The organism is Acidovorax soli, assembly GCF_900107605.1.
GTDB lineage: Bacteria > Pseudomonadota > Gammaproteobacteria > Burkholderiales > Burkholderiaceae_C > Acidovorax > Acidovorax soli.
In genome coordinates this window covers 64,402-78,679 of record NZ_FNQJ01000005.1, presented here as the reverse complement: position 1 = coordinate 78,679, position 14,278 = coordinate 64,402, and the positions used below count along the sequence as shown (strand labels likewise).

The 14,278-nt window shown below is 67.8% G+C and carries 15 protein-coding genes and 1 pseudogene; 9 read left to right on the top strand and 7 right to left on the bottom strand.

The genetic code is table 11. From position 1 onward, the window contains the following. Position 1: 1 nt before the first annotated feature. A complete protein-coding gene (gene phnH / locus BLW02_RS06065) occupies positions 2–628 on the bottom strand; it encodes a phosphonate C-P lyase system protein PhnH (protein ID WP_092697479.1) in 627 nt (208 codons plus the stop codon). Further along, complete coding sequence (gene phnG / locus BLW02_RS06060) at positions 625–1,131, bottom strand: phosphonate C-P lyase system protein PhnG (protein ID WP_026436242.1); 507 nt, start codon at positions 1,129–1,131, stop codon at positions 625–627. The genes phnH and phnG overlap by 4 nt, the downstream gene beginning before the upstream one ends. Positions 1,132–1,206: 75 nt before the next feature. Here phnG and phnF point away from each other — a divergent pair, with 75 nt between their 5' ends. From phnF to arsC, 4 genes are all read left to right on the top strand, one after another. After that, positions 1,207–1,971, top strand: a complete 765-nt coding sequence (gene phnF, locus BLW02_RS06055; protein ID WP_092697478.1) for a phosphonate metabolism transcriptional regulator PhnF — start codon at positions 1,207–1,209, stop codon at positions 1,969–1,971. Then, positions 1,961–2,683, top strand: a complete 723-nt coding sequence (locus tag BLW02_RS06050; protein ID WP_092697477.1) for a DUF1045 domain-containing protein — start codon at positions 1,961–1,963, stop codon at positions 2,681–2,683. Before phnF ends, BLW02_RS06050 begins: the two co-directional genes overlap by 11 nt. After that, on the top strand, positions 2,680–3,243 hold the full coding sequence (gene phnN, locus BLW02_RS06045) for a phosphonate metabolism protein/1,5-bisphosphokinase (PRPP-forming) PhnN (protein ID WP_092697476.1): 564 nt from the start codon (positions 2,680–2,682) through the stop codon (positions 3,241–3,243). Before BLW02_RS06050 ends, phnN begins: the two co-directional genes overlap by 4 nt. Positions 3,244–3,309: 66 nt before the next feature. Next, positions 3,310–3,732 (top strand): arsenate reductase (glutaredoxin), encoded by a 423-nt coding sequence (gene arsC / locus BLW02_RS06040; protein WP_092697475.1) that lies wholly within the window; start codon positions 3,310–3,312, stop codon positions 3,730–3,732. Positions 3,733–3,759: 27 nt separating this feature from the next. Here the strand turns inward: arsC and BLW02_RS06035 are convergent. Beyond that, positions 3,760–4,392: pseudogene (locus BLW02_RS06035) on the bottom strand (DNA-3-methyladenine glycosylase I). Between the two features lie 149 nt (positions 4,393–4,541). Here BLW02_RS06035 and BLW02_RS06030 point away from each other — a divergent pair. The 3 genes from BLW02_RS06030 to BLW02_RS06020 are packed head-to-tail and all read left to right on the top strand — an operon-like array spanning position 4,542 to position 6,769. Beyond that, a complete protein-coding gene (locus tag BLW02_RS06030) occupies positions 4,542–5,693 on the top strand; it encodes an aminopeptidase (protein ID WP_092697474.1) in 1,152 nt (383 codons plus the stop codon). Further along, positions 5,686–6,048: a polyhydroxyalkanoic acid system family protein gene (locus BLW02_RS06025; RefSeq protein WP_092697473.1), complete on the top strand. Its 363-nt coding sequence runs from the start codon at positions 5,686–5,688 to the stop codon at positions 6,046–6,048. The genes BLW02_RS06030 and BLW02_RS06025 overlap by 8 nt, the downstream gene beginning before the upstream one ends. 1 nt (position 6,049) lies before the next feature. Further along, a complete protein-coding gene (locus BLW02_RS06020; protein ID WP_092697472.1) occupies positions 6,050–6,769 on the top strand; it encodes a nitroreductase in 720 nt (239 codons plus the stop codon). 75 nt (positions 6,770–6,844) lie between these two features. On the opposite strand, the gene BLW02_RS06015 is transcribed toward BLW02_RS06020, so the two are convergent. The 3 genes from BLW02_RS06015 to BLW02_RS06005 form a co-directional block, all read right to left on the bottom strand. After that, a complete protein-coding gene (locus BLW02_RS06015) occupies positions 6,845–7,099 on the bottom strand; it encodes an acyl-CoA-binding protein (protein WP_092697471.1) in 255 nt (84 codons plus the stop codon). A 65-nt stretch (positions 7,100–7,164) separates the two neighbouring features. After that, complete coding sequence (locus tag BLW02_RS06010; protein ID WP_092697470.1) at positions 7,165–8,265, bottom strand: M14 family metallopeptidase; 1,101 nt, start codon at positions 8,263–8,265, stop codon at positions 7,165–7,167. 108 nt (positions 8,266–8,373) lie between these two features. Further along, complete coding sequence (locus BLW02_RS06005) at positions 8,374–9,579, bottom strand: M20 aminoacylase family protein (protein WP_092697469.1); 1,206 nt, start codon at positions 9,577–9,579, stop codon at positions 8,374–8,376. A gap of 77 nt (positions 9,580–9,656) precedes the next feature. Here BLW02_RS06005 and argE point away from each other — a divergent pair, with 77 nt between their 5' ends. Further along, positions 9,657–10,829 carry an acetylornithine deacetylase gene (argE, locus tag BLW02_RS06000; RefSeq protein ID WP_092697468.1) on the top strand — a complete coding sequence of 391 codons (1,173 nt, stop codon included), beginning with the start codon at positions 9,657–9,659 and terminating at the stop codon, positions 10,827–10,829. Positions 10,830–10,879: 50 nt separating this feature from the next. Here argE and BLW02_RS05995 read toward each other — a convergent pair whose 3' ends face one another. Next, positions 10,880–12,028 (bottom strand): ABC transporter substrate-binding protein, encoded by a 1,149-nt coding sequence (locus BLW02_RS05995; RefSeq protein WP_092697467.1) that lies wholly within the window; start codon positions 12,026–12,028, stop codon positions 10,880–10,882. Positions 12,029–12,158: 130 nt separating this feature from the next. Between BLW02_RS05995 and BLW02_RS05990 the strand changes: the two genes are divergently transcribed. Further along, complete coding sequence (locus tag BLW02_RS05990; protein WP_092697466.1) at positions 12,159–14,243, top strand: molybdopterin-containing oxidoreductase family protein; 2,085 nt, start codon at positions 12,159–12,161, stop codon at positions 14,241–14,243. The last annotated feature ends 35 nt before the right edge of the window (positions 14,244–14,278 follow it).

Below are 14,278 nucleotides of genomic sequence, written 5' to 3'. Positions count from 1 at the left end.
CTCAGGCCTCCATGGCAGATGCGATGCGGGTGGTGCGGGACAGCCCGGCAACGTGGGTCGCCGTGGCCAGCAGCGCGTCCACACCGCGCGGAAACGCGGCGTGGTTGTCAGCCCACTGGCGTTCGAAGTCGGCAGGCAAGCCACTGACCTGCAGATGCTGCGCAGTCCGGATGCCCGGTCCACTCAGGCGCCAAAGACCATGGCCCCCACCGCCAACGGCCAGCCGGTCCACATCCACGAAGCAGGTGGCCGACTGGTCGGGATAGGCGTCGCTGCCCTGTGCAAAAGTGGACAGGAGCGGCAGTGCGTCACCCTGCGCCACCCAGGCAAACCGGGCCTGGCCCGGGTTCAGCACCAGTTGGCAGCCCGTGTGAAAGCGCAGCCAAGGACCGGCATCGCTGGCCGCCAGGCGTGGCGACAGCCACAGCGTGCAATCGCTGTCGAGCAGGGCCAGCAAGGCGGCCGCCGAAGCGCCGTTGCCTGCCGCAGGCACCTCCGCGTCGTGGTCCAGATGTACCGGCTGGCCGGGCTGCGACAGCGCCTGCAAGACCGCACGGAACACCTTCTGGCTGCCCAGCGCTTCGCTGGAAAATCCCGCACCCAGTGCGGACAGAACGCGGGCGGTCATTCCGAATCCTCCTCGTCAGCGCTTGCGCTTTCGCGGGCCACGGTGAAGAAATCCACCTTGGTGCTGGCAGCGCGCGCACTGCGGCGCACCTGCGCATCCGCCAGGTGCTTGCGCACCGGCGCAAGCAGGGCGACATCGAGGGCGGCGTGCTGTGCGGGGTCCTGCAGCAAGGCATCGGCCAGCGCGGCCAGGTGCACCTGGCGCCGCGAACGCCCCAGCACATAGGCCACGCCCACGGCGGCTTCGCCAGCGCCGGCCTCCACGCGCAATGCGCAGCGGGTGACCGTGATCTCCCCCAGGTTGAAGCGCTCGCCCGTGCCACCGGCGCGGCCCTGCACCATCATCAGCCCGGTTTCGGGGGCACGCAGCCAGCGTGCGGGCCGGCCCACGTGTTCGCGCAACGCGGGCTCCAGCAGCTCGATCGGCGCGCGGGCCAGCAAGGCCATCCATTGCGCCCGCTCGGGCGGCCTGCCGGCGCCGGGGTTGTCAAAGGCTTGAAACATGAAAGTGATACCCTGAAAGTTGTATAGACAAATTGAACAACTCGCGCCAGCTTAAAGAGCGCTCATGTAGTTTTCATGACAGCCAGCACCCCCTCCACGGTTTCATCCCCCCCGACCCCACGCCCGGCCCGCGACAGCTTCTGGACACGCATCGCCGCCGAACTGGCCGAGGCCATCGGCAACGGCATTTACCCACCAGGCCAGCGCCTCCCCTCGGAGCACGCGCTGGCCGAGCAGTTCGGCGTGAACCGGCATACCATCCGCCGCTCGCTCGCCAGCCTGTGCAGCCAGGGGCTGGTGCGCATCACGCAAGGCAGCGGCACTTACGTGGAAGACTTTGCGGTGGACCTGGTGCTGGGCAAGCGCACGCGGCACCAGCAAGGCCTGGCGCAGGCCGGCCTGCGCGGCAGCCTGGAGGTGCTGCACGAACAGGTGGCGCCGGCCACGGCGGCACTGGCCAGGGCCCTGCAGGTGCCGGTGCGCAGCAAGGTGCTGGTGCTGCGCGTGATGGGCAACGCCGAAGGCCAGCCGCTGCATGTGAGCGAGCGCTATTTCCCGCTGCCCCGCTTCGACGGGCTGGCCGCCGTGGTGCGGGAGACCGGCTCCATCACGGCAGGCTTCGCCGCCCATGGCGTGGCCGACTACACCCGCCGCGAAAGCCGCATCACCGCCGAGCTGCCGGAGACGCAGGTGGCCACCGCACTGCGCCAGCCCGCCAGCCGCCCCGTGCTGCAGGTGGAGAGCCTGAACGTGGACCCCGCCGGCGTCCCCATCGAATGGGCCCGCGCCTGGTTCGCGGGCGACCGCGTCAAACTGACCATTGCACACGATGAGCACTGAAACCGCCCCCGCGCACCGCTACGCGGTGTATTTCGCCCCGGCCCCCGGCACCCTGGGCTGGCTGGCCGGCAGCCACTGGCTGGGCCGCTGCGCAGCGCAGCTGCAACCCCTGCCCCAGCTGGACATCGTGGGCGTAGCCCGGGAAGACCTGTACCGCCTGACGGCAGCGCCCCGGCGTTACGGCTGGCACGCCACGCTGAAAGCGCCCTTCATGCTGGCGCCCGGCGTGGACTGGCTGACGCTGCACCAGGCCACACAAGCCGTAGCCCGCCAACTGCAGCCCTTCACCCTGCCGCCCCTGCAGGTCGAACGCCTCGACGATTTTCTGGCGCTGGTGCCGATGGCAGCGCCCGCCACACAAGCCGCCCTCCACGAAGCCGCCGCCGCCTGCGTGACGCAGCTGCAGCCGCTGGCGGCGCCCTTGCCGCCATTCGAGCTGGCACGCCGACGGGCGGGCGGGCTGACGCCCCGGCAGGACGCGCTGCTGCTGCGCTGGGGCTATCCGTTCGTGCTGGAAGAGTTTCGCTTTCACCTGTCGCTGACCGGCCCGCTCGACACCGTGGCCGCCAGCACCCAGGCCCTGGTGCAGGATGCGGCGGAACAGTTCTTCGCCGATCTGCCCCCCCTGAGCTTCAACAGCCTGGCCCTGTTCGCCGAACCCACCCCGGGCGCCGATTTCGTGTTGCTGGACCACCTGGAGATGGGGGCATGACCGGGCGGCTGGTCTATTGCATGGGCCCCTCGGGCGCGGGCAAGGATTCGCTGTTCGACTGGCTGCGCCAGCACCTGCCCGAATCCAGCCGCGTGCGCTGGGCGCGGCGCACCATCAGCCGCGCCACGCCCGCCGGCGGCGAAGCACACGAAAGCGTGGATGAAAGCACCTTCAGACAGCTGCGCGACGCCCAGGCCTTTGCCCTGCACTGGGAGGCCAACGGCCTGCACTATGGGGTGCGGCATGCAGAGCTCGCACCGCTGGCCTGGCACACATGGGTGCTGGTCAACGGCTCACGCGCCTATCTGCCCCAGGCACTGCAGCACTACCCGCAGCTGGTTGCCGTGCACATCACCGCCAGCCCCGACGTGCTGCGCCAGCGCCTGACCGCCCGTGGCCGCGAAAGCGCAGAGCAGATCGAAGCACGGGTCCGGCGGGCTACGGCCTTCCAGCCCACGCCCCTTGCCGCCGCCGTGCAGGTGCACAACGACACCACCCTGGACCGCGCAGGCAGCACCCTGCTGCACGCGCTGCGGCAACTGCCTGGCTGGCCCGCCTGAACCCTGCCCATTGCAACGGCCATGGCGTCCTGGGAACTTGTTCACGATCTGAGACACTTCCCACCCATGTCCACCGTCACCATCTATCACAACCCGAAATGCGGCACTTCCCGCAACACCCTGGCCATGATCCGCAACAGCGGTGTGGAGCCAGAGGTCATTGAATACCTCAAGACACCGCCCAGCCGCGAAACCCTGGTATCCCTGATTGCGGCCACCGGCCAGCCGGTGATCAACGCAGTGCGCTCCAAGGAGACGCTGTTCACTGAACTGAACCTGGGCGCCCCCGGCGTAACGGACGACCAGCTCATCGATGCCATGCTGGCCCACCCCATCCTCATCAACCGTCCCATCGTGGTCACGCCGCGGGGCACACGCCTGTGCCGCCCATCAGAGGCTGTGCTGGACATCCTGCCCCAGCCACAGCAGGGCGCCTTCACCAAGGAAGACGGCGAAGTGGTCATCGATGCCAAAGGCCAGCGCGCCTGACGCACCAGCCCCCGCAGCACCCGGTTTTCAGGCGCGCGGCATGCCCAGCGCCTGCCGCGCATCCAGCGCGGCGGCGCGGACGTGGCACCCCTCCAGGTGGTCGTTCACCAGCCCCATGGCCTGCATGAAGGCGTACATGGTGGTGGGGCCCACAAAGCTCCAGCCGCGTTGTTTGAGGTCTTTCGACAGGGCCACGGATGCGGGCGAGGTGACCAGGGTGCGCGCCACTTCACGGGTGATGCGCTGCGGGCGATCCGCGGCAGCCGGCTCGAAGCGCTACACATAGTGCGCCAGCGAGCCAAACTCGCGCCGCAGCGCCAGCACCCGCCGGGCATTGTGGATGGTCGATTCGATCTTGCCGCGGTGGCGCACGATGGCGGCGTCCTGCACCAGGCGTTCCACGTCCTGCGCATCGAATGCGGCAATGGCTTCGGCGTCGAACCGGGCGAACGCAGCCCGGAAGCCCTCGCGCCGGTTCAGGATGGTGAGCCAGCTCAGGCCCGCCTGGAAGCCTTCCAGGCAGAGCTTTTCGAACAGCCGCCGGTCATCCACCACCGGGAATCCCCATTCATGGTCGTGGTAGTGGCGGTACAGCGGTGTGGCCTGGCACCAGCTGCAGCGCGGGCAGCCAGCCTCGTCGGCAAACAGGCCCGCAGACATGGGCGTGGCAGGTTCCGGGGCAGCAAGGGTCATGGCGCATTCTAGAAACGGCGCGCGCCAGGCTCCTGGCAGGCCCTGCAGACCGCAAGCGGCCGGCCTTGCGCCCCTTGTGTCTACACTGCGTGCCATCCCCTGCTCTCCTTGCCGGCATGCCCTTTTCGTTTCTGCCACGCGGCGCACTGTTCAGCCTTCTGCTCCTGGCACTGCCGGGCTGCGCCAGCCAGGGCAGCACGCTGGGCTACTACTGGCAGTCGGTGCGGGGGCATCTGCAGATCATGCAGGCCGCCGAGCCCATCGACCGCTGGGTGGCACGAACCGACACGGCCCCCGCACTGCGCGAACGCCTGCAGCTGGCCCAGCGCGCCCGCGCCTTTGCGGTGACGGAACTGGCCCTGCCCGACAACGCCAGCTACCGCCGCTATGCCGACCTGAAGCGCCCCTATGCCGTGTGGAACGTGGTGGCCGCGCCGCCCTTTGCACTCACGCTGCACCGCTGGTGCTTTCCGGTCGCAGGCTGCATCGGCTACCGCGGTTATTTCACCGAAGCCGACGCCCAGGCCGAAGCCGCCCAGCTGGCGCAGCAAGGCCTGGAGGTCGAGGTGTATGGCGTGCCCGCCTACTCCACCCTGGGTTACATGAACTGGGCCGGCGGCGACCCGCTGCTCTCCACCTTCGTCGCCTGGCCCGAGGGCGAATTCGTGCGCCTGCTGTTCCACGAACTGGCGCACCAGGTGGTCTATGTGCCGGACGACACGCTGTTCAACGAATCGTTTGCCACGTCGGTGGAGCGGCTGGGCAGCGCGCAGTGGCTGGCCACGCAGGCCAGCCCGCAGGCCCGCGCGGCCTTTGCCGAAAGCAACGGGCGGCGCAGCGCCTTCCGCGCCCTGACGCGCGCCACCAGGGCGCGGCTGGCGGCCATTTATGAACAAAAAGAGGCTCTGGCGCTGGATGAGAAAGCGCTGGCAACCATGAAAACAGAAGCAATGCAGGACTTTCGCACCGGCTACGCTGCGCTGCGCACCGGCTGGCTGGCGGCCCCGCACGGACGGCCCGCCGCCCTGAATACCGCTCAGCTGGCAGGTTACGACCGCTGGGTGGCCCAGGCCAACAACGCCAGCTTTGCCGCCCAGGCCGCCTATGACGAACTGGTGCCCGCGTTCGAAGCCCTGTTCGAGCGCGAGGGCCGCCAGTGGCCCCGGTTTTATGATGCCGTCAGACAACTGGCGCAGCAGCCCCCGGCGCAACGCCACCAGAGCCTGCGCGCACTACAACCCCACCACAAGGAGACCCCCGGTGCCTGACATCCACATCCACCGCGAACACCACCTGGGCTTCGAGGAAGCCCGAAAAATCGGTTGCGCCTGGGCCGAAAAGGCGGAAGAAAAGTTTGCCATGGACTGCACCTACGAAGAAGGCGACACGCAGGACACCCTGCACTTCAGCCGTGCCGGCATCAACGGCACGCTGCTGGTGGATGCCATCCAGTTTGAAATGAAGGCCGAGCTCGGCTTCCTGTTGGGCGCCTTCAAGGCGCGCATCGAAGCCGAGATCGGCGAGCAGCTCGATGCGCTGCTCAACGCCCCCCGCCCCGGCGCAGGCAAGGCAGCGTCGGCCAAAAAGCAGGCCCCCGCCACGGCGGCGGCCCCGAAAGCCTGAGATGGCCACACCGAACACACCGCGGCCCACAGCAGCGCCTGCCGGAACAACGCCCGCCTACGAAACACTGTCCACCCTGCTGCACACCCGCTACAGCTGCCGCGCCTTCCTGCCGCAGGCGCTGGAGCGCGCCACCATCGAACGCATCCTGGCAACCGCGCAGCGCACGGCCTCGTGGTGCAACGCGCAGCCCTGGCAGCTCACCATCGCCAGCGGCGCGACCCTGGCCCGCCTGCGCAGCGCCCTGCAGGCCCATGTGGCGGCCCAGGCCCCGGCGCCCGACCTGCCCTGGCCACGCGAATACCGGGGCGTCTACCAGGAGCGCCGGCGCCAATGCGGCTGGGGTCTGTACGAGGCCCTGGGCATCGCCAAGGGTGACCGCGAGGCCTCTGCCCGGCAGGCGGCGGAAAACTTCACCATGTTTGGCGCCCCGCATGTGGCCATCGTCAGCAGCGACGAGGCCCTGGGTTTGTATGGTGCGGTGGATTGCGGCGCCTATGTGGGAAATTTTCTGCTGGCCGCCCACAGCCTGGGCGTGGCATCCATTGCGCAGGCCGCGCTGGCCGCCTACCCCGGCGTGCTGCGCGAGGTGCTGGGCATTGCCCCAGACCGCAGCATCGTCTGCGGCATCTCGTTCGGACTGGCCGATCCTGCGCATCCGGCGAACCTTTTCCGCACACAGCGCGCTGCTGTGGGCGACAGCGTGACCTGGCGCGACTGAGGCACCGCCCGCCGCCACCCTGTGGCGCCCATGAAAAAACGGCCCGAAGCCGTTTTTTCATGGGCAGACACCGCTTCAGCTCAGCGACTCAATCAGGTCGATGTACTGCTGCTTGGCGGTATCGAGACCGGTGCCCTTGAGCTTTTCCCAGGCATCCCACTTGGCGCGGGCCACCACATCGGAAAAGCCGGGCTTCTTTTCGGAGTTGTCACCCGCCGTGGCCTGCTTGTACAGCGCATAGATCTTCAGCAGCGTGACGTTGTCGGGGCGCTCACTGAGGTTCTTGGAGTTGGCCACTGCGGCCTCGAAAGTGGCGTTCAGGTCAGCCATGTCGTTTGTCCTTGAAGGAAAAGTGGGAAGAGTAAAGGGTGGGCAACGATGTGCAGGCGCGTATCTTAGGACTTGTTCAGCCCCTGCACCGCCTGGAACATCGACTGCCGCGCCTGGCTGATGACCTGGCCTTTCCAGGCGTCTGTATCGGTGTAGAACGCGGCCAGCATCTGGGCCTTGATCTGCGCGGCCTGGGCGGCGGGCGCCTCGGGGTGGAGGTGGAGCCAATGCTCGGCGCGCAGGGCCTGCAGCACGTCCTCCAGGGGCTGTGTGCCGTATTCCAGGGTCATGCCGGTGAATTCTGCCTGGGGGCATTCGTCCTCGATGGCGGTCCACATCAGCCCCGTGAGGAAGGCCGAGCTGGAGGAACCGTCATGCAGCGATGTGACAGGCGTGGCGCCACCGCCCGCCCACCACTGCCGCGCCCGCTGCACGGCGGCGGCATCGTCGGGACCGCAGTGGATGCGCTCACCCAGGCCGCTGGGCCCCAGGCCCGTGTGCAGATCGATCCAGCCCACGCGCGCGGCCCGGCTGCCATGCTGGCGCAGCACCGCGCGCAGCGTGCGGTTGCTCCAGGTCGGCGCGGTGCCGCCATAAAACAGGCCGCCGGCAAACTCATGCTGCCCACGCGTGATGGCGGCCTGCCAGGCGGCCGCGCCATGCCCGGCAATCCAGGCCTGCACGTCCCTCACGTTGTTCGCCTGGGGCGGCCACGCATCGGGCAGCAGCAGCGGCGCCACTTCGCGGTAGGCCGTATTGACCGGCAGGGGCTGGCTGAAGTCGTGGAAATTGCGGTTCAGGTCGACGTTTTCGTGCGTGGCGCGGCGGATATGCGAGAACCCATGGGGGTTGAGCGCGTGGATGTAGAGCACGGCCACGCCCTGCGCACGCGCCAGGTCGCGCCACTCCTGGTCGTGCAGCGCAAACACCTGCACGCCGCTGCCGCAATAACCCTCCACGCCGTGGCAGCCGCTGCTGACAATGAGCAGCTTGTCGGCGTCTGGCGGGCCGTCGCGCACCACATCCATCGCCAGGTCTTCGCCCTCGCGTCCCGGCAGCGGATGGCGGTGCGATTCGATGGGCAGGCTGGCCGCGGCGGCGGCCTCCAGGAACTGCGTGCGTGCACGCGCGTAGGTGGGCGCAAATGCCTGGGCGATACCGATCATGGGATGTCCTGAACAGGTGACAACAGGAAGGGTGACGGTGCGGTCGCCGGGAGAACACGCGCGCACTTTCCGCGGCAGAACCCGGGAGCACCGGCTGCCTCGCGACCATCAGCTGCGGGCCGCTGCCAGCCACTCCTCGGCCAGCCGTACCCAGTAGGTGGCGCCCAGCGGGATCAGGTCGTCATTGAAGTCGTAGCTCGGGTTGTGCAGCGTGCAGGGCCCGCCGCCATGGCCCATCTCGCGGTGCGCGCCATCGCCGTTGGCGATGAAGCAATACGCCCCGGGCTTTGCCTGCAGCATGTAGGCAAAGTCCTCGGCGCCCATGGTGGGCTCCTGGGCGACCACACGTTCTTCACCCACGATGCCAACCATGACCTTGCGGGCGAATTCGGCCTCGGCAGGCGAGTTCACGGTGGCCGGGTAGTTGCGCACAAACTCGAACTCACAGGTGGCCTCGTGCGCGGCGCAGGTGTGCTCGGCCACCTGCTGCATGCGCGCCTCGATCAGGTCCAGCACCTCGTGCCGGAAGGTGCGCACCGTGCCCTGCAGTTCGCAGTGGTCGGGCACCACATTGGTGGCCTCGCCTGCATGGATCATGGTGACCGAGATCACGCCGGCATCCACGGGCTTCTTGTTGCGGCTGATGATGGTCTGGAAGCCCTGCACCATCTGGCAGGCAATGGGCACGGGATCGATGCCGGTGTGCGGCAGCGCCGCATGGCCGCCCTTGCCACGGATGGTGATCTTGAACTCGTTGCTGGACGCCATCACCGGCCCGGAACTTACGGCCATGGTGCCGGCAGGCATGCCGGGCCAGTTGTGCATGCCGAACACGGCCTGCATGGGAAACTGCGCGAACAGGCCGTCTTCGATCATCACGCGCGCGCCGCCACCGCCCTCCTCGGCCGGCTGAAAGATCAGGTACACGGTGCCGTCAAAGTTGCGGTGCGTGGCAAAGTGCTGCGCCGCCGCCAGCAGCATGGCCGTGTGGCCATCGTGGCCGCAGGCGTGCATCTTGCCGGGGTGCTGGCTGGCATGTGCGAAGGTGTTGAACTCCTGCATGGGCAAGGCGTCCATGTCGGCGCGCAGGCCGATGGCCTGGCCGCTGGCGCCGCCATCGCGCCCCTTCACGATGCCGACCACGCCGGTCTTGCCCAGCCCGCGGTGGATGGGAATGCCCCATTCGGTGAGCTTTTGCGCCACCACATCGGCGGTGCGCACCTCTTCAAAACACAGCTCGGGATGGGCGTGGATGTCCCGGCGCACGGCGGCAATGCTGGCGGCCTGGGTGACGATGGAATCGATAACGTTCATGATGTGTATCCTTGCGATCAAGACAGTCTAGCCCCGCTCCACGGTCTTCGCCACAGGGGGTTTATCTGCACCGCCACATGACGCCATCCGCCCACGCCCTCGAACTTGCGCAGACCCTGGTGCGCATGAACACCGTCAGCCACCACTCCAACCTGGAGCTGATCCACTTCATCCGTGACCATCTGGCCCGGCTGGGCGTCACAAGCCGCCTCACCTTCAACGCCGACAAGACCAAGGCCAACCTGTTTGCCACGCTGGGCGAAGGCAAGCCTGCCGGGGTGATCCTGTCGGGCCACACCGACACCGTGCCCTGGGACGGCCAGGACTGGAGCGTGGACCCGCTGGGCGCCGTGGTGCAAGACGGCCCCGAGGGCGCCAGCCTCTACGGCCGCGGCAGTGCCGACATGAAGTCCTTCATCGGCATTGCCCTGTCGCAGGCCGAACATTTTCTGAACAGCAATGCGCCGTTTGCCATCCATCTGGCGTTCAGCTACGAGGAAGAGATCGGCTGCTTTGGCGTCAAAGAGCTGATTGCCGACCTGCGCGACGCCGGCATCCGCCCGCTGGCCTGCATCGTGGGCGAACCCACCCGCATGGTCCCCGCCATCGCCCACAAGGGCGTGTACCGCTACCGGTGCTGCGTGCGCGGCAAGGAGGCGCATTCATCGCTCACGCCGCATTCGGTCAACGCCATCGAGATGGCAGCGCGCGTGGTGGGTCGCGTGCGCGACATGGCCGAGGGGTTCGAGCGCAACGAGCCCCGCTTCGAAGGCTTTGACGTGCCCTTCTCCACGGCCAGCGTGGGCCAGTTTCACGGCGGCATCGCCGACAACGTGGTACCGCGCGATGCCGAGTTCCGCTACGAGTTTCGCGACCTGCCCACCGCCAATGCCGCGCAGATGCAGGCCGAGGTGGTGGCCTATGCCAGGTCGCTGGAGCCGGCCATGAAGAAAGTGGCGCCCACGGCAGGCATCGCGTTCGAGACCATCTGCGAGATCCCCAGCTTTCTGGGCAGCCAGGACGACCCGGTGACACGCCTGGCGCAGGAACTGACCGGCGAGAAAGGCACGGCGCTCGTGGCCTTTGGCACCGAGGCCGGGCTGTTCAAGAACGCCGGCATCTCTACCGTGGTGTGCGGGCCCGGCAGCATCCAGCAGGCGCACCAGCCGGATGAATACGTGAGCCTCGCGCAACTGGCGCGCTGCGAGGCGTTCATGCAAGGCCTCGCGCGCACCAGCACGCTGGCCTAGAGACACCGCAGCCCGCAAGCGCGCACGGCGCGACGGACCGCGACGTCGTGTCAGGTCCGCACGCGCCCGTCGCCGGTCAGCATCGACATTTCCACAAAATGCGATGCCGTGTGGTCCGATGCGCTGAAGGAGACCGGAAACCCGGAAATCACCTGCGAACCCAGGGATTCGAGGCCTGCGATGAAGCTGTCCTGGCTGAGCTTGCCGCCGGCCAGTCCATGGCGCAGGCCCTCGGTGAAAATGCGGGCCGCCAGATACCCTTCAAGGCTGGAGTAGTTGGCCTGCACCTTGTCGCCGCCCTTCTTGATGGCGTCCAGAAACTCGCGCGTGATCGGACGCGAGGGCTGGTAGGGCGATGGCACGACCTGCGACACCACCACGCCCGCGCCATCCTTGCCCAGCTCATCGGCCAGCGCCTGAGTGCCCACAAACGACACGTTGTAGAAGGTGCCGCCAAAGCCCGCCTTGCGCGCAGCGCGCACAAAAGCCGCGCTGGCACCATAGGCCGAAATCTGCACCACTGCGTCGGGCATGGCGGGCACCAGTTTGTCCACCGCAGCCCTCACATCGGAGGAATTGCGCTCCACCGTGGCCGTGGCCACCGGGGCCAGCTTGAGGTCGGCCAGGGCCCGGGCCACGCCATCGAGCCCGGCCTTGCCGTAGGCGTCGTTCTGGTAGAACACCGCGATCTTCTTGAGCCCCAGGTTGGTGAGCTGGCGCACGATGAGCGCGGTTTCGTCGTAGTACGACGCGCGCACATGAAAAATCAGGCGATTGAAGGGCTGGCGCAGGGCCTCAGCGCCCGTGAAGGGGCCAAAAAACGGCACCTTGGCCTGGGTGAAAATCGGCAGCGCCGCTAGGCTGGTGGGCGTGCCGATGTAGCCAAACAGCGCGAACACATCGTCGGCAATGAGCTTTCGGGTGTTTTCGGCGCAGCGGTCGGGCTCATAGCCGTCGTCCATGGTGCGAATTTCCACCATGCGCCGGCCCACGCCGCCCTGGGCGTTGAGCCGGTCGAAAAAGAGCTTTGCGCCCAGGTTGAACTGGATACCCAGCTGTGCCGCGGGGCCCGTGAAGGCGGCCGATTGCCCCAGCACGATGCGGCCCTCGCCCTGCGCCCGGGCCAGATTGAAACCACCCAGCGCTGCTGCGCCCAGGCCCACCGAAAATTGTCTGCGCCCGATGACGGATTGGTTCATGGTGAAATCTCTTTTCTTGTGAATCGAGGGCGATCCCCCCTGCGCTGCCGGCACGCAGTCTCCCTGGATCTGGCGCAAGATATGCACGCTTCGATCACCCTCTTCTGCCAGTTTAACGACCACCCACCGTATGCCCCCGTCTTCTATCGCAAATACCCCACAGCCTGCGCCGATACAGGCGCAGGTGCGCGGGGCCTGCCCACACGACTGCCCCGATACCTGCGCCCTGATCACCACCGTGGAAAACGGCGTGGCCACCCGCGTGCAGGGCAACCCCGAGCACCCGCATACCGACGGCGTGCTGTGCGCCAAGGTGTCGAAATACACCGAGCGCAGCTACCACCCCGAGCGCATCCTCACCCCGCTCAAGCGCACCGGCCCCAAGGGCAGCGGGCAGTTTGCCCCGGTGGGCTGGGACGAGGCACTGGCCGACATCGCGCAGCGCCTGCAAAGCATTGCGGCACGCGCCCCCGAAGCCATCCTGCCCTACAGCTACGCCGGCACCATGGGCCTGGTGCAGGGCGAGAGCATGGATCGGCGCTTCTTTCACCGCCTGGGCGCCTCGCAGCTCGACCGCACCATCTGCGCCTCGGCCGGTGCCGAAGCGCTGGTGCAGACCCTGGGCGGCAAGCTGGGCATGAAGGTGGAGTTTTTCGCAGAATCCAGGCTCATCCTCATCTGGGGCAGCAACTCGATTGGCAGCAACCTGCATTTCTGGCGCTACGCCCAGCAGGCCAAGCGCAATGGCGCCCGGCTGGTGTGCATCGACCCGCGCAAGACCGAGACCGCCGACAAATGCCATGAGCACATCCAGCTCCGCCCCGGCACCGACGCCGCGCTGGCCCTGGCGCTGATGCACGAGCTGATCCAGAACGACTGGCTGGACCCCGACTACATCACCCAATACACCCTGGGCTGGGAGCAGCTGCGCGAGCGCGCCCTGCAATGGCCGCCCGAGCGCGCGGCCGAAATTTGCGGGGTGCCCGTGGAGCAGATCCGCCAGCTCGCCAAGGACTACGGCACCACCCAGCCCGCTGCCATCCGCCTGAACTACGGCATGCAGCGCGTGCGCGGCGGCGGCAACGCGGTGCGCGCCGTGGCCTGCCTGCCCGCGCTGACGGGTGCCTGGCGCCACCGTGCGGGCGGCATGCTGCTGTCGAGCTCGGGCCAGTTTCCAGTGCAGCGCGGCGTGCTGCAGCGCCCCGACCTGATGCCGGAGCGCACACCGCGCACGCTCAACATGGTGCAGATTGGCGACGATCTGCTGCGCGACACCGCGCCCGGCTTTGGCCCCCGCGTCGAGGCCCTGGTGGTCTACAACAGCAACCCCGTGGCCGTGGCGCCCGAATCCGGCAAGGTGGTGCGCGGCTTTGCCCGCGAAGACCTGTTCACCGTGGTGCTGGAGCACTTTCGCACCGACACGGCCGACTACGCGGACTACATCCTGCCCGCCACCACGCAGCTGGAGCACCGGGACGTGCATCTGGCCTACGGGCACACCGATGTGCTGCTCAACCGCCCGGCCATTGCACCCGTGGGCCAGGCGCGCAGCAACGCGCAGATCTTCCGGGACCTGGCCGCGCGCATGGGCTTCACCGAGCCCTGCTTTGCCGACAGCGACGAGGCCCTGTGCCGCCAGGCCTTTGGCGACGCCGTGGACTACGCGCTGCTCGAAACCCAGGGCTTTGCCACGCTGGCGCTGCCCGATGCGCCGTTTTCCGAAGGCGGCTTTCCCACGCCCAGCGGAAAGTGCGAATTCTTCAGCGCCCGCCTGGCCGCGCAGGGCCTGGACGGCCTACCCGACCACCTGCCCAACCACGAGCTGCAGGGCACCGACGCCCGCTACCCGCTGGCCATGATCTCGCCGCCGGCGCGCAATTTTTTGAACTCCACCTTCGTCAACGTGCAAAGCCTGCGGGCCATCGAAGGCCGCCCCGTGCTGGAAATGCACCCCGACGACGCCGCCGCACGCGGCATTGCCGATGGCGCCGTGGTGCGCGTGTTCAACGACCGCGGCAGCTACCAGTGCCACGCCACCGTCTCACGCCGCGCGCGGCCCGGCGTGGTCAATGGCCTGGGCGTGTGGTGGCGCAAGCTGGGGCTGGATGGGACGAATGTGAACGAGGTCACCAGCCAGGCCCTGACCGACCTGGGGCGGGCGCCGACGTTTTATGACTGCCTGGTGGAGGTGGAGGCCTGCGCTGTGCCGGCCTGACGGTGTGGTGGCTTTTTTGCCTTAAAATGACTCCT

Excerpts from the sequence above, each read along its gene's own strand:
- BLW02_RS06010 (WP_092697470.1), bottom strand. The coding sequence starts at position 8,265 with ATGATCGGTATCGCCCAGGCATTTGCGCCCACCTACGCGCGTGCACGC.
- BLW02_RS06005 (WP_092697469.1), bottom strand. The coding sequence starts at position 9,579 with ATGAACGTTATCGATTCCATCGTCACCCAGGCCGCCAGCATTGCCGCC.
- phnN (WP_092697476.1), top strand. The coding sequence starts at position 2,680 with ATGACCGGGCGGCTGGTCTATTGCATGGGCCCCTCGGGCGCGGGCAAG.
- BLW02_RS06020 (WP_092697472.1), top strand. The coding sequence starts at position 6,050 with ATGGCCACACCGAACACACCGCGGCCCACAGCAGCGCCTGCCGGAACA.
- phnF (WP_092697478.1), top strand. The coding sequence starts at position 1,207 with ATGACAGCCAGCACCCCCTCCACGGTTTCATCCCCCCCGACCCCACGC.
- BLW02_RS05990 (WP_092697466.1), top strand. The coding sequence starts at position 12,159 with ATGCCCCCGTCTTCTATCGCAAATACCCCACAGCCTGCGCCGATACAG.
- phnG (WP_026436242.1), bottom strand. The coding sequence starts at position 1,131 with ATGTTTCAAGCCTTTGACAACCCCGGCGCCGGCAGGCCGCCCGAGCGG.
- argE (WP_092697468.1), top strand. The coding sequence starts at position 9,657 with ATGACGCCATCCGCCCACGCCCTCGAACTTGCGCAGACCCTGGTGCGC.
- phnH (WP_092697479.1), bottom strand. The coding sequence starts at position 628 with ATGACCGCCCGCGTTCTGTCCGCACTGGGTGCGGGATTTTCCAGCGAA.
- BLW02_RS05995 (WP_092697467.1), bottom strand. The coding sequence starts at position 12,028 with ATGAACCAATCCGTCATCGGGCGCAGACAATTTTCGGTGGGCCTGGGC.
- BLW02_RS06015 (WP_092697471.1), bottom strand. The coding sequence starts at position 7,099 with ATGGCTGACCTGAACGCCACTTTCGAGGCCGCAGTGGCCAACTCCAAG.
- BLW02_RS06050 (WP_092697477.1), top strand. The coding sequence starts at position 1,961 with ATGAGCACTGAAACCGCCCCCGCGCACCGCTACGCGGTGTATTTCGCC.
- BLW02_RS06030 (WP_092697474.1), top strand. The coding sequence starts at position 4,542 with ATGCCCTTTTCGTTTCTGCCACGCGGCGCACTGTTCAGCCTTCTGCTC.
- arsC (WP_092697475.1), top strand. The coding sequence starts at position 3,310 with ATGTCCACCGTCACCATCTATCACAACCCGAAATGCGGCACTTCCCGC.